At 38.1% G+C, this 13618-nt stretch carries 16 protein-coding genes; all 16 read right to left on the bottom strand.

What is annotated here, in order from left to right; translation table 11 throughout:
- Nucleotides 1-2: 2 nt before the first annotated feature.
- Nucleotides 3-686, bottom strand: coding sequence for a metal-dependent hydrolase (locus FFX44_RS04040; protein ID WP_289978150.1), 684 nt, complete (start codon nt 684-686; stop codon nt 3-5).
- 75 nt (nt 687-761) lie between these two features.
- Nucleotides 762-1847, bottom strand: coding sequence for a DNA polymerase IV (gene dinB, locus FFX44_RS04035; protein ID WP_289978148.1), 1086 nt, complete (start codon nt 1845-1847; stop codon nt 762-764).
- Between the two features lie 133 nt (nt 1848-1980).
- Nucleotides 1981-3435, bottom strand: a complete 1455-nt coding sequence (zwf, locus tag FFX44_RS04030) for a glucose-6-phosphate dehydrogenase (protein WP_289978147.1) — start codon at nt 3433-3435, stop codon at nt 1981-1983.
- A 111-nt stretch (nt 3436-3546) separates the two neighbouring features.
- On the bottom strand, nt 3547-4305 hold the full coding sequence (gene fabI, locus FFX44_RS04025) for an enoyl-ACP reductase FabI (RefSeq protein WP_289978145.1): 759 nt from the start codon (nt 4303-4305) through the stop codon (nt 3547-3549).
- Nucleotides 4306-4327: 22 nt separating this feature from the next.
- Complete coding sequence (gene accA, locus FFX44_RS04020) at nt 4328-5116, bottom strand: carboxyltransferase subunit alpha (RefSeq protein ID WP_289978143.1); 789 nt, start codon at nt 5114-5116, stop codon at nt 4328-4330.
- Complete coding sequence (gene accD, locus FFX44_RS04015) at nt 5109-5966, bottom strand: acetyl-CoA carboxylase, carboxyltransferase subunit beta (RefSeq protein ID WP_289978142.1); 858 nt, start codon at nt 5964-5966, stop codon at nt 5109-5111. Before accD ends, accA begins: the two co-directional genes overlap by 8 nt.
- 3 nt (nt 5967-5969) lie before the next feature.
- On the bottom strand, nt 5970-7334 hold the full coding sequence (gene accC, locus FFX44_RS04010; protein WP_289978141.1) for an acetyl-CoA carboxylase biotin carboxylase subunit: 1365 nt from the start codon (nt 7332-7334) through the stop codon (nt 5970-5972).
- A gap of 14 nt (nt 7335-7348) precedes the next feature.
- Nucleotides 7349-7774, bottom strand: a complete 426-nt coding sequence (gene fabZ, locus FFX44_RS04005; RefSeq protein ID WP_289978139.1) for a 3-hydroxyacyl-ACP dehydratase FabZ — start codon at nt 7772-7774, stop codon at nt 7349-7351.
- A 2-nt stretch (nt 7775-7776) separates the two neighbouring features.
- The gene (gene accB / locus FFX44_RS04000) at nt 7777-8235 is read right to left on the bottom strand and encodes an acetyl-CoA carboxylase biotin carboxyl carrier protein (RefSeq protein ID WP_289978138.1); all 459 of its coding nucleotides are present in this window, start codon (nt 8233-8235) and stop codon (nt 7777-7779) included.
- A gap of 2 nt (nt 8236-8237) precedes the next feature.
- Nucleotides 8238-9473 (bottom strand): beta-ketoacyl-ACP synthase II, encoded by a 1236-nt coding sequence (gene fabF / locus FFX44_RS03995; protein ID WP_289978136.1) that lies wholly within the window; start codon nt 9471-9473, stop codon nt 8238-8240.
- An 11-nt stretch (nt 9474-9484) separates the two neighbouring features.
- A complete protein-coding gene (gene fabG, locus FFX44_RS03990; RefSeq protein ID WP_289978134.1) occupies nt 9485-10216 on the bottom strand; it encodes a 3-oxoacyl-ACP reductase FabG in 732 nt (243 codons plus the stop codon).
- A 14-nt stretch (nt 10217-10230) separates the two neighbouring features.
- Nucleotides 10231-11169: an ACP S-malonyltransferase gene (locus FFX44_RS03985; protein WP_289978128.1), complete on the bottom strand. Its 939-nt coding sequence runs from the start codon at nt 11167-11169 to the stop codon at nt 10231-10233.
- 15 nt (nt 11170-11184) lie between these two features.
- Nucleotides 11185-11427 (bottom strand): acyl carrier protein, encoded by a 243-nt coding sequence (locus FFX44_RS03980; RefSeq protein ID WP_289978125.1) that lies wholly within the window; start codon nt 11425-11427, stop codon nt 11185-11187.
- 22 nt (nt 11428-11449) lie between these two features.
- A complete protein-coding gene (locus tag FFX44_RS03975) occupies nt 11450-12424 on the bottom strand; it encodes a beta-ketoacyl-ACP synthase III (protein ID WP_289978122.1) in 975 nt (324 codons plus the stop codon).
- Between the two features lie 21 nt (nt 12425-12445).
- Nucleotides 12446-12886 (bottom strand): MarR family transcriptional regulator, encoded by a 441-nt coding sequence (locus FFX44_RS03970; protein ID WP_289978120.1) that lies wholly within the window; start codon nt 12884-12886, stop codon nt 12446-12448.
- Between the two features lie 75 nt (nt 12887-12961).
- On the bottom strand, nt 12962-13408 hold the full coding sequence (gene fabZ / locus FFX44_RS03965; RefSeq protein WP_289978118.1) for a 3-hydroxyacyl-ACP dehydratase FabZ: 447 nt from the start codon (nt 13406-13408) through the stop codon (nt 12962-12964).
- Nucleotides 13409-13618: the final 210 nt, after the last annotated feature.

Here is a 13618-nt window from a genome sequence, read left to right as displayed (position 1 = left end):
CCTTAAATTTCAAAACTTTCGCCAATTGCAACTGATACCCCAACACCATCCTTTAATTGTGCAAGGTATGCTGTTGGATCTTGCTTAATAGCAGGAAAAGTGTTGAAATGAATTGGTAAAACATGCTTTGCCTGCACAAAATCTGCAGCAATCACAGCATCCTCAATGCCCATTGTAAAATGATCACCAATTGGGAAAAAAGCTAAGTCAACTCCTCTACCGCGATTAATCAACTTCATATCCGAAAATAACGCAGTATCACCAGAATTATATAGAACTTTATCATCTATGTGCATCTCAAAACCTGCAGCAACACCTAATGTCCGCGGAATCGAGCCCTCAATTGGAAGTGCTGCAGTATGCCAAGCAGGCACTAACTTGATCTTGCCGAAATTAGTCAAATATGATCCGCCAAAGTTCAATCCTTCTGCTGTAACTCCTTGCTCATTCAAATAAGCTGCTAAATCTGTGATTGCAATTACCTGAGCACCAGTTTTTTTAGCAATCTCAATGGTATCGCCAACATGATCATAATGTGCATGTGTCACAAGAATATAGTCAGGGTGACAATCAGCAATTTTCAAGTCTGTCAAGTTATTTCCAGTAATAAAAGGATCAATTAAAATGTTTGTTTCATTTGCTGTAATTATTTCAATAATAGAATGCCCATGCCATACAATCTGCATACATTACTTCTCCTTAATCAAAAAAGATTTTAATATCTCTAGTATACCGATAAAAGAGGATAAATACAAAGCGGGTCACGTTTGCCATAAAGGCAATTCAATATTTTCAAATTGCAGTGATGCTAAATTTGTCATCGTCAGCCCCAGGAGGCGAACATCAATTTCGCTTTGAACCTCATCAAATAATTGTAACGCATGAAATACAAAAGTCTCTTGACTATTTTGATAAAAATTATCGAGCGTTCGCCTTTTAGTAACCGTTTCAAAATTACTATTTCTAACTTTTATTACAATCGTTTTGCCATGCAACTGCCGCTTAATCAACTGGCCAATTAATAAACTTGCCAAATGATTAAACATTTCTTCAACCTCAGCAGTACTCTTTAATGCTTGAGCAAAAGTTCGTTCATTGCCCATTGACTTTCGCTCTCTTTTCCATTCAACCTGACGTTCATCAATTCCGCGTACATGTTGATAGAATGCTTCACCCATTTTCCCAAAACTCGCAATTAATTCAAGTTCACTCTTCTTCAATAAATCCAAACCAGTATTAATATTTAGTGCATGCATTTTTTCAGCCGTTTTAACCCCAACGCCCCGAAACTTCTCAATTGGTAGAGGCGCTAAAAAAGACAAGACATCTTCTTCTCTAATTAAAGTTGTTCCAACTGGTTTGTGATAGTCCGAAGCCGTTTTAGCAAGAAATTTGTTATATGAAATTCCTGTCGATGATGTCAATTGCGTCTTTGAGAATATCTCTTGTTGCAACATTCTCGCAATAATCAAGGGATTATGAATTCTTTTTTTATTTTGTGTCACATCAAGATATGCTTCATCGAACGCGATTGGTTCAATTATATCTGTATATTCATGAAAAATTTCATGAATTTGAGCCGAAACCTCGCGATATTTTTTAAAATCAGGTGCTACAAAAACAGCATCTGGACATAACTCCATTGCTTTTTGCGCACTCATTGCCGAATGGATTCCTTTTCCGCGTGCAACATAATTAGCAGTTGCAACAACCCCTTTTCCACCCGTATGTCTAGGATTTTTTGCAATAACAACGGCTTTCTCTTTGATTTTTGGATTATCCCTCATCTCAATTGAGGCATAAAAGGCATCCATGTCAACATGAATTATTTTTCGTTTCTCGGTCATACAACAAGCCATCTTTCCTGTATCATCTCATTATAAGATGATACAGGAACAAATGTTCGATTACAAATAAAAAACTAGGAGTCAATAAAAAAACTAGATCAAAAGTTAAATTTTGATCTAGTTCCTTGCTTTTTTACTTACCGGTAAATACCCAGTAATTTCCATCATGTGCTAATAAATCCTTTGATTCTTTTGGCCCCATTGAACCACACTCATATTCAGCTAAAGCTCCGTTACCAGCATCCCAAGCTTCACGAATGGAATCAACAAACTTCCACGCATACGCAACTTCCTCCCAATGAGCAAAGTTAGTTGCATCACCAAGTAATGCATCCAATAACAGCTTCTCATAAGCTTCTGGGACAACCTCATGCTCATTATTAAGCTGCAGGTCCATCCGACTAGGCTCTAAATCAAATCCTTGACCAATTCTTTTAATATTAGTTTGTAAGAAAACTTGTCCCTCGGGTTCAACATTGATTGTCAAAATATTACGCCCAAGCTTTTTAGAATCAAAGAAACTTGTTTCCATTTCTTTAAAAGAAACATCAATTCGCGTTGTTTTCTGAGTAAGTCGCTTTCCTGTTCTAATATAAATCGGAACACCCGAGAAATTCTCGTTGTTGACAAATAATTTGCCAGCAACAAAAGTTTCTGTGGTCGAATCATCAGCAATCTCATTCTCTTGTAAATATCCAACTTGCCCAGCACTAGCAGTGTATTGCGCTCTGACAAAATTTTCAGCAACCTTTGCTGGAGAATATTTCTTTAGTGACTTAAGAGCATATATTTTTTCACGCCTAATATCGGACTCTGAATAGGAAGCAGGCATATTCATCGTAAGTAAAGAAACGATTTGGAGAATATGATTCTGTACCATGTCTCTTAATGCACCAGCAGTTTCGTAATATCCAGCGCGTTCTTCAACACCCAATGCCTCACTCAACGTAATTTGAATATTATCAATATAACGGTTGTTCCAAACAGCTCTGAATAAATTATTGCTAAAACGAAGTGCCATTATGTTTTGAATCATTTCTTTGCCTAAATAATGATCAATTCTAAAAAAAGATTCTTCAGGAAAGTATTTGCTAATCGAATCGTTTAATTCTTTCGCAGATTCAAAATCACGACCGAACGGTTTTTCAACTATTACACGATTATATCCCTTATCTGTTACGATACTTTGTGACTTCAAGTGCTGTGCAATTGTACCAAAAAAACGTGGCGACATTGCCAAATAAAATAAGCGGTTACCTTCAATTTGATACTTTGAATCCAATTTTTCTGCCAGCTTGCGCAGTGTTACATAATGTTCTGTATCATTAACATTATGTGACTGATAATAAAAATGCTCTGCAAATTCGTCTTTTTGGTTCTGCGCTGCATCATCATCTATAATTGAATCTTTTACAACACCTTGTAAATGCTCATCGGTCCATGGACGTCTAGCAGTACCAATTACTGCAAAATTATCCTTTAAAATACCTTTTTTATATAATTGAAAAAGAGAAGGATAGAGTTTGCGCTTTGCAAGGTCCCCTGTTCCACCAAAAATAATAAAGAGCGCCTTTTGTTCAATTTCCATAATAGCTAGCACCACTTTCATCTATACTTGTTACATTCTTTTGTATAGTGTACTTGCAATTTTTTGATAAAACAAGTGTTCAGCAATTTTTTAGATTAGCAACTTAAAAAATTAAATAAGATGTACTCCCTTATCGACATAAATAATATCACCAACAACACCCGTTGAAAGCTCGCTAACTAAAAATGCCGCTGCTCCTCCAACTTCATTAGTCGTTACAGATTTTCCGTCAACTGTTCTTTCTTCGGAAATCCGTAATAAATCACCATGATCCTTTACCCCCGTGACAGCAAGCGTCTTAATTGCACCCGCTGAAATTGCATTAACGCGAACACCATATTTAGCCATATCACGTGCAAGATAACGTACATTAGCTTCAAGAGCTGCTTTGGCAACACCCATCACATTATAGTTAGGAATAGCACGTTCTGAACCAAAGTACGTTAACGTAACAATGCTTGCAGGATTATTAAGGATTTCAATTCCATATTTTGCTACCGCAATCAATGAAAATGCCGAAATATCTTGAGCAAGTGCATAGCCTTCTCGACTAGAGTTCATGATATCACCAGCAAGTTCATCCCTATTTGCATAAGCAATTGCATGAACAATTCCATCAATCTTACCAAATTTTTCTTTAATTGCTGCAAAAGCATTCTTGATGCTGTCATCACTTGAAACATCACATTCAACTAAACGTTCTTCATCCGAAATAAGGCGCAATAAGCTCTTCTTGATACGTGCATTTTGATAAGTAAATATCAACTCTGCTCCATTATCAAGCATTGCTTGGGCACATCCCCATGCAATGCTGCGTTTATTTGCAACCCCCATTATTAATATTTTCTTACCACTAAGTAGCTTTTCCAATTTTTATACCTCCACTTACCATCTAAAACTTTCTAAATCTCTCGTACCTTTTTACAAGTAATTCATTTGGAGACAAACTCATTAATTCTTTCATTTCTTGTTCAATTGTTTTCTTAATAGCCCGACACACCCTTTTGTGCGAGTGTGATTCAGGAATGATTCCCTCAATAACTTTTTGTGCCAATAACTTTTCGGGGGTGAGCTGCATCACTTCTGCAGCCTCATCAGCACGTTTGCTGTCTTTCCATAAAATTGCAGCAAATCCTTCTGGAGATAACACTGAATACATGCTGTTTTCGACCATCCAGACTGAATCACCACAAGCCAATGCAAGCGCCCCACCACTGCCACCTTCACCATAAATTACCGAAATAATCGGTACCTTTACCTCACTAATTTCCAACAAATTACGTGCGAGTGCCTCTCCTTGACCACTTTCTTCAGCTGATTTTCCAGGATATGCACCAGCCGTGTTTACGAAAATAAAAACAGGCCGCCCAAATTTTTCAGCTTGCCTTATTAAACGCAATGCTTTTCGATAACCAGATGGCTGGGGACACCCAAAATGTGTCAACATTCGCTCTTGTGCACTCTCACCTTTATTGGTCGCAATCACTGTTACAGATTTATCAGCCAAGGTTGCAATTCCACCAACGATTGCAGCATCATCACCTGAAAGCCGATCGCCATGTAACTCAAAGAAGTTCTCAAAAATACCATTGATTAACTCATACGCAGACATTTTTTCTTGGTTACGTGCACCGGCAACTATTTGCGCAGCAGTCTTTTTCCTATCTAAAATATTAACCATTGACCAATCCCCCCTTACTGTGGGATTCCAGCAACCATTCTAACTTCTGCTTTAAATCTCTTCTTTGCACAATTGCATCAATAAAGCCGCGTTCCAAAACTGTTTCTGCATCTTGCAAATTATTTGGAACTTTCTGATGAATGGTCTGTTCAATTACTCTTTTTCCAGCAAAGCCTATTAAGACTCTAGGTTCAGCCAAAATAATATCACCTTGCATCGCAAAACTAGCGGTTACACCACCAGTCGTCGGATCAGTCAGCACAGTGATGTAAAGGAGTCCTTCATTAGAGTGGCGCCTAACCGCAGCAGAAATCTTTGCCATCTGCATCAATGAAAAAATCCCTTCTTGCATTCTTGCGCCACCCGAAGCAGTAAATAAGATAACAGGCAATCTTTTTTTCAATGCATCTTCAAATAGATGAGTAATTTTCTCACCGGTAACTGTCCCCATAGAACCCATTATAAAGTTAGGATCCATAATCCCTAGTGCAAATTCTTCTGTTTGAATTTTTGCAATGCCTGTCAAAATAGAATCATTTAATCCCGTATTTCTACGGCTTTTTTCTAATTTTTTATTATAATCTGGAAAATTCAGTGGATCAGTGGTTTTCATATCTGCATCAAGTTCTTTAAAATCATCAACTAACCAAGCAAGTCTCTCTCTTGCTGTAATTCTAAAACCATATTCACAATTTGGACATACTTGATACGTTCCAAGATCTTTATGATATAAGGACTGATGACACTTAGGACAAGCTATCCACAACCCCGAAGGAACACGTTCACCGGCTTTTTTATCAGCCTTGATATGCTGCTGACCCAGTGTCTTTAATTCATTGAATAGTTGCATAGTTTACCTGTCCCCCTTCCAGACAGTCATAAATTCCTTCTCCAAATATTCCGTTGTAAATTGATTTTGCACAAAGCTTTTATCCGACAATACTGCTAAATGAAATTGCTGATTTGTCTTAATTCCATCAAGAACCAATTCGTTTAACAAACGTTTCATCTTAGCAATTGCTTCATTTCGATCTTTACCATGTGCAACAACTTTGGCAATCATTGAATCATAAAAAGGAGAAATCATTGCTCCAGCATACAGAGCAGAATCAATTCTCATTCCAAGATTTCCAACTGGAAAATACAGATACGTAACTTTACCAACTGAAGGTGCAAAATCATTTGCGGGATCTTCAGCATTAATACGGCATTCAATTGCATGACCGAGACAATTAATATCACTTTGTCCAAATGGCAGTGTCTCTCCAGATGCTACCTGTAATTGAACTTTGACCAAATCTATACCTGTTACCATCTCGGTCACAGTGTGTTCAACTTGAATACGCGTGTTCATCTCCATGAAGTAAAAGTGATGCTCTTCATCCATTAAGTATTCCAGCGTTCCAGTATTGATATAATCAATCGCATTAGCGGCTTTAATCGAAATCTCTCCCAAAAACTCTCTTTGTTCTGCAGAAATCAAATCACAAGGACTCTCTTCAATCACCTTTTGTTTATTTCTTTGCAATGAACAATCCCTCTCAGGAAAGAATACTGCATTTCCTTGCTGATCACGGAAAATCTGAACTTCAATATGTTTAACATTTTCCATAATTTTCTCCAAATACATTCGATTATCACCAAATGATCCAAGCGCCTCCTGTTGTGCTTCAACGAAGGCTTTCCCAAGTCCACGAGAACTTGCAACTCGCCTGATACCTTTACCGCCGCCACCTGCTGCTGCCTTCAGCATCACAGGATATCCAACTTTTAAGGCAACCGCTTGTGCTTCCTCCACATCAGATATGAAACCTTCACTGCCTGGAATAACTGGAACACCGCTCAACCTCATTTGTTCACGTGCATTTGCCTTATTACCCATCAAATCAATTGTTTCAGATTTAGGGCCAATAAACACAATCCCGCAAGCTTCACACATTTCAACGAAACGGCTATTTTCAGATAAGAAACCAAAGCCCGGATGAATTGCCTCGGCTCCAGTCCCTACAGCAGCACTCAAAATATTTTTCATATTCAAATATGAATTTTGAGCCTTTGCAGTTCCAACACAAACTGCTTCATCTGCCAGTTGAACATGCAAACTTTCCCGATCAACATCTGAATAAATCGCCACAGACTTTATTCCCATTTCTTTCAATGAACGGATTATTCGCACTGCTATTTCGCCACGGTTAGCAACCAAGACTTTTTTAAACATCAAATCACCTTACCTTAACCAATCATAAAAGTCAGTTCAGCTGAGCAGACCTTTTGACCGTCAACTGTTGCCAATGCTTTCCCAAGACCGACATTATTTCGAATTTTATCTAATTTCACTTCAAGAATCATTGTATCCCCAGGGCGAACCACTCTTCTGAATTTAGCATTCTTGATTCCCCCAAAATAGGCTGTTTTACCTTTAAATTCAGGCAAAGACAATAATGCAACTGCCCCAGTTTGTGCAAGAGCTTCAACGATTAATACTCCTGGCATCACGGGATTTCCTGGGAAATGTCCATTGAAAATCTCTTCATGTGCAGTAACATTGCGCCGTGCAATTGCAGATTCACCAGGGACCAGTTCATCAACACGATCAATTAAAAGCATCGGATAACGATGTGGAATAATTTTTTGAATCTCAGTAATGTCTAATGCCATCTCTAATTCTCCTCGATTCTAAAAAGTGGTTGTCCAAACTCAACAAGTTCCTCATTCTTAACAAGAACTTCCTTAACAATTCCGGTGACGTCACTCTTTATCTCTGTCATCATCTTCATTGCCTCAATAACACAAACAACATCACCTTTTTTGACTGCTGAACCGACTTTGACAAACGTTGGTTTTGAAGGTTCCGGCTGCAAATAAACACTTCCAACCATTGGTGCATCAATGGTTAGTCCAGGAGTTGGAATCGTTGGATTTGAAGATGGTTTGGAATCCTCCTGCGTTTTCTTAGACTCTCGTTGAGGATTTACATTGGTTTGCAACTGCTGAATCATCTGTCTAGATAATTCATTCTTACTTAATTTGAGTTTTAAGCCTTCTGTTTCAATCTCAAGTTCACGCATTGGTGAATCATTAAAATCTGATATTAACTTTTGTATTTCAATAAATTCCAAACTTACTCACTCCATTTTCTAAATGCCAAAACAGCATTATGACCACCAAAACCTAGTGAATTGCTGATTGCATATTTAAGTTCTGGAGCCTCTTGTTGATTTTTTGTAACGACATTAACGTGGCATTCGGGATCTTGTGTCTTCAGTCCAACATTCATTGGTAACTCACCTTTTTCAAGTGCAGCTAAAGTTATAACTGCCTCAAGTGCTCCCGCAGCCCCTAAAAGATGACCTGTCATACTTTTAGTACTACTTACCTTGACTTGGCTGTCTTCACCAAAAACTCGATTGATTGCAACAGATTCTCCTACATCATTTGCATGTGTTGCAGTTCCATGGGCATTAATATAGCCAACAGCATCCGGTGTGATGCCCGCTTCAGTAATTGCTTGCTGCATTGCTCGAGCTGCTCCTTCGCCAGTTGGATCAGGGGAAGTCATGTGAAAGGCATCGCATGTGCTCCCATAACCAACAACTTCGCCATAAACTTTAGCTCCACGTTTTTGAGCATGTTCTAGACTCTCTAAAACTAATGTTGCTGCACCTTCACCCATTACAAAACCTGAGCGATCCACATCAAAAGGAATTGAAGCACGTGTTGGATCGGTCTCCTTTGATAATGCTGTCAAAGCAGCAAAACCAGCAATCCCAATTTCATTAACCGAAGCCTCAGAACCACCTGCTAACATTACTTGCGCACGTCCCTCACGAATCTGGCGGAATGCTTCACCAATTGCATTCGTTCCAGAAGAACAAGCAGTCACGACAGCTGTACAAATATTCTTAGCCTTAAAGCGTAAAGCAATATTACCTGCCGCCATATTGACAATTGATGTTGGAACAAAAAGTGGTGATACTCTTTGCGGACCTTTTTCATTCATTTTAGTTACCTGTTCTTGGATAGTGGTCAAGCCACCGATACCAGAGCCATAGATAACGCCCATATCAAACGAATCAGTGTTCGTCTCATCAATGCCTGCTTGTTCAACTGCAGCGACAGCACTATCAACAGCATATTGAGAAAACAAATCCATTCGTTTAGAAGGCTTTTTGCCGACTCTCAGCGTAGGATCAAAATCTTTTACCTCAGCAGCAATTGTTATTCCTGTCTCTGATGCATCAAACTTAGTAATTTTGTCAAATCCAATTTTACCAGAGAAAATATTTGCAATAAATGTTTCAACATCATTTCCAACAGGTGTTACTGCACCCATTCCCGTGATTACAACTCTACTCATCAAACAACCTCCTAAATAGTCATCCCACCGTCAACTGTAATTACTTGGCCAGTTATATATTCATTTTGTGCAAGGAACACAGCCGTTTGTGCAACTTCCTGTGTTTCGCCAAAACGTCCCAATGGAATTTCTGTTAAAACCTGATCTTTTACCTTCTGATCTAAGACATCTGTCATGTCACTCATAATCATTCCAGGTGCAATTGCATTACATCTGATATGTCTAATTGCACCTTCACGAGCAATTGTCTTTGTCAAACCAATAATTGCTGCCTTGCTGGCTGCATAATTTGCTTGACCCATATTTCCATGCAGACCAACAACACTAGCCATGTTGATGATTACGCCTCTGCGCTTGCGCAACATTTTTTTGAAAAGCGGTTGTGTTAAGTTAAATGTTCCCATCAAATTAGTTTCAATAACACTGCGAAAATCTTCTTGTTTCATACCAATCAGTAATTTATCATTTGTAATTCCAGCATTATTAATCAAGACATCCAACTGTTCATTCTCCTGAAAAACTTCCTCTTGCATTCGCTTAACATCTTCTAGGTTTGAAACATCACCCAAAACAATCTGATATTCAACGCCTAGACCAGCTATCTTAGAAAGCAGTTCTGCTGGAATAGCTTTTCTTGCATTCAAAATAACTTTGCTGCCCTCTTTGGCAAAAGCCATTGCAGTTGCAGCTCCAATTCCGCGAGAGCTTCCAGTAATAAATACTGTTTTTCCTTTTAAATTCATTCTATATTAACCTCTTAATCATGATTTGCTGTAATAAATTTAGTATAGGTCGCAATATTTTCTATATTAAAACTATTAATTTGCTTATCAATTTGCTTAGTGAATTTGCATAAAGTTTTGCCTGGTCCAAGTTCTACAACTGTATCAATGCCGTCAACTGCAATCATTTTCTGCAGACATTCACCAAAATGTGTAGGTAAGATAACTTGTTGTGCAAGTACTTGTTTAATAGTATCCACAGAAAACAGTTCCCCAGTAGTATTACTGTACACTGGGATTGTCAACTTATGAAGTTCAACATTTGCTAAGCGTCTTTCCATTTGAAAGCTTGTCCTTTGAAAAAGCGGGGTATGAAACGCCCCGCTAACATTCAATGGAATGACTTTTCTTATATTCTTCTCTCTAAATAAATCAAGCGCACGCTCCACCGCTTTTTTATGTCCGCCAATCACAACTTGGCTTGGAGAATTGTAATTTGCAAACGTAACAACCTCATCGACCGTACTTGCCTGCTCACATATTTCAGCAATAACATCGTGTTCAGTCTTCATTACAGCCAGCATTGCACCCTCTGTTTCATCAGCATCAGTCTGCATATACGCCGCACGATCTCGTAAAACATTAAAACCATCTGCAACATCAAATGCACCAGACGCGATCAATGCCGAGTATTCTCCCAAGCTCAATCCAAGCATTCCATGAGCATTCAAGTTCGGCAAATCTCTTTGCAGCATGCGATATATTCCAAGGCTCATTGCCACAATTGCAGGTTGAACAAACTTGGTTTGCGCAAGTTGGTCAGCTTGATTCCTAAAAACTGTAGGCAAATCTATTCCGACGCTTGTACTGACCTCATCAATCAATGAACGAAAAAGTTCATCGCTTTGATAAAAGTCTAGTCCCATCCCGGAATATTGTGCTCCTTGACCACTAAATAAAAAGCCAATTCTCATAATCGAATCTCCAAACTATTTTGCGGCAACTTCTTTTTTGACATAATCAACAACATCTTTAATTGTTTTCACATTCTCGTCAGCTTCAAGCTTAATATCTAATTCATCTTCAAGTTCGTTCATGATTTCAAAAACATCTAAGCTATCAGCTTCAAGATCTTCTTTAATGTCAGCATTCATCTTTACATCTGCTGCATCTACATCCAACTGTTCAACTACGATACCTTGTACTTTTTCAAAAATTTCTTGTTCTGTCATTTTAATAACACTCCTGTTTTATTTAGTATTTTATAATTTGTGTACCAACCGTCAAGCCGCCACCAAAACCACTTAAAGCAACGATTTGACCGCGCTTGATTTTACCTTTTTGTACTAACTCATCCAGCAGCAGCGGCACACTTGCTGCCGAAGTATTTCCATATTCAGCAATGTTCATTGGAAATTTTTCAATCGGTTGTTGCAACTTCTTAGCAATCTGTGTAACTATTCGTGAATTAGCTTGATGCATGACAAACCAATCGATTTGTTCGAGCTCTATGCCAGCCTTTGCGGCAGCATTCTGGATTGATAATGGTACCTTATGCGTTGCAAATTTATATACATCCCTGCCAGACATTGAAAAAGCTGAGATTTCATGCTTACCCATTCTAGGAAACTCTGCAATTGCATTTGTCTTTCCTGCTTCTAACTTGTCACCCAATTCACCATACGTCTTTAAATCTTTTGCTAAGATTCCAGAGTCGCTTGCGCTTTTTTCAAGTAAGATTCCTGCAGCTCCATCTCCAAACAAGACAGCACTCGTTCGATCCGACCAATTAATTACCTTCGAAAGAACCTCTCCGCCAATCAGCATTACCCTTTTGATGTCTTCTTGCAACAAGAAACCCTCAGCAACTGCCAATCCGTATACAAATCCCGAACATGCCGCGCTAACGTCAAAGGCAACCGCATTAACAGCCCCAACTTTTCCTTGAACCAATGCTGCTGTCGCAGGTGTGTAGCTATCAGGTGACATTGTTGCAACAATGATTAGGTCGATTGATTCAGGACTCCAAGAACTTCCTTGCAGCAGCTTTATTGCGACTTTACTACATATTTCTGCTGTATTTTCATTGAGACTAATATGTCTTTGCCGAATACCTGTCCGACTGCTAATCCATTCATCAGATGTATCCATAATCTTCCCTAAATCATCATTTGTAACTATTTTTGAAGGAACATAACTAGCAACTTCATTGATTCTTATTTTTTCCAACGTAACCTTTACTCCTTAACTCTATGAATGTTCTCGCAAAAAACTTTCAAGATTTCGTAGAGCTTTTTCAATTGTTTTGATTTCATCGGGTTCAACATCTTTTAGAAAGCTGTCAATCATCATTCGATGAAAAGCATCATGTGCGCGATACATCAAGCGGCCCTTTTTCGTTAACCCTAACCGAATTACTCTTCTATCATCATTACTCCGAATTCTTTTGACATAGTCCTTTTTTTCTAATCTGTCAATTGTCGAAGTTAACGTACCTGGAGTTAAATGCAGCTCCTTGGCAACTTGCGATGCAGTTTTTTGATCATACATTGTAATCACATTTATTGCATGCATGTCTTTGATTGTTAAATTCTTAAAACGGCTCTGTCGTAACTCATTTTCTTCAATCCACAATATGTCTCCATATATCCTAACTAGGGAATCATTGATCGTTTTCACTTGTTTTTTCATCCATTGTGCTTCCATTCGTTGTATATTTCATACTTTGATTATCAAAGTAAATGAGTAAAAAAACAACCCTTTTGCTTATATTTTTTCATTTCTCTCAGCTACGACAAACATTAACTCTGCTACACATGCATTTTCACCATTCACGACTGCCTTTGTTTCGACAATTCCCATGTTTTCTTTCTTCTTCGTTAAAGTAACGTGTAATTTTAAAACATCACCCGGTCTAACAACACGACGAAACTTAGCCTTATGAATTGCTCCAAGATATGCTGTTTTTCCGAAAAATTCTGGTGATTTCAAAATCAAAATTGACGCTGCTTGGGCCAAAGTTTCAATAATTAGTACCCCAGGCATAACTGGATTACCCGGAAAATGTCCACGAAAAAATGATTCGTTAATCGTAACATTTTTTGTCGCTACGATGCTTTCACCTGCAACCAATTCATCAACATAATCAATATAAATTATCGGAAAACGATTAGGTATCAAATCCATTATTTCTTGTGTATCCATGAATGCCACATTCGTCACCTCACTAAAAATAATATTTCGAACATCAAAATATTCGATGATTGAATAATATTACAATCGCTGAAAATTGTCAAACAGCAGCCTTTTCATGCAAAATATATATTTATTTTGATTAAATATATATTTTTAATAATGGGTTCAGCCTGAAACTATTTTTCCATTATTTTCCTCAATCTTCAAATTTAAGGCAATCATCTCGAA

It is taken from the genome of Lactobacillus sp. UCMA15818 (assembly GCF_030400225.1).
In the GTDB taxonomy this organism is placed as follows: Bacteria; Bacillota; Bacilli; order Lactobacillales; family Lactobacillaceae; genus Liquorilactobacillus.
This window is presented reverse-complemented; position numbering and strand designations above follow the sequence as displayed.

Excerpts from the sequence above, each read along its gene's own strand:
- fabG (WP_289978134.1), bottom strand. The coding sequence starts at position 10,216 with ATGAATTTAAAAGGAAAAACAGTATTTATTACTGGAAGCTCTCGCGGA.
- accC (WP_289978141.1), bottom strand. The coding sequence starts at position 7,334 with ATGTTTAAAAAAGTCTTGGTTGCTAACCGTGGCGAAATAGCAGTGCGA.
- zwf (WP_289978147.1), bottom strand. The coding sequence starts at position 3,435 with ATGGAAATTGAACAAAAGGCGCTCTTTATTATTTTTGGTGGAACAGGG.
- FFX44_RS03970 (WP_289978120.1), bottom strand. The coding sequence starts at position 12,886 with ATGAAAAAACAAGTGAAAACGATCAATGATTCCCTAGTTAGGATATAT.
- dinB (WP_289978148.1), bottom strand. The coding sequence starts at position 1,847 with ATGACCGAGAAACGAAAAATAATTCATGTTGACATGGATGCCTTTTAT.
- fabF (WP_289978136.1), bottom strand. The coding sequence starts at position 9,473 with ATGAGTAGAGTTGTAATCACGGGAATGGGTGCAGTAACACCTGTTGGA.
- FFX44_RS03985 (WP_289978128.1), bottom strand. The coding sequence starts at position 11,169 with ATGAGAATTGGCTTTTTATTTAGTGGTCAAGGAGCACAATATTCCGGG.
- FFX44_RS04040 (WP_289978150.1), bottom strand. The coding sequence starts at position 686 with ATGCAGATTGTATGGCATGGGCATTCTATTATTGAAATAATTACAGCA.
- accD (WP_289978142.1), bottom strand. The coding sequence starts at position 5,966 with ATGCAACTATTCAATGAATTAAAGACACTGGGTCAGCAGCATATCAAG.
- fabZ (WP_289978139.1), bottom strand. The coding sequence starts at position 7,774 with ATGGCATTAGACATTACTGAGATTCAAAAAATTATTCCACATCGTTAT.
- accA (WP_289978143.1), bottom strand. The coding sequence starts at position 5,116 with ATGGTTAATATTTTAGATAGGAAAAAGACTGCTGCGCAAATAGTTGCC.
- FFX44_RS03980 (WP_289978125.1), bottom strand. The coding sequence starts at position 11,427 with ATGACAGAACAAGAAATTTTTGAAAAAGTACAAGGTATCGTAGTTGAA.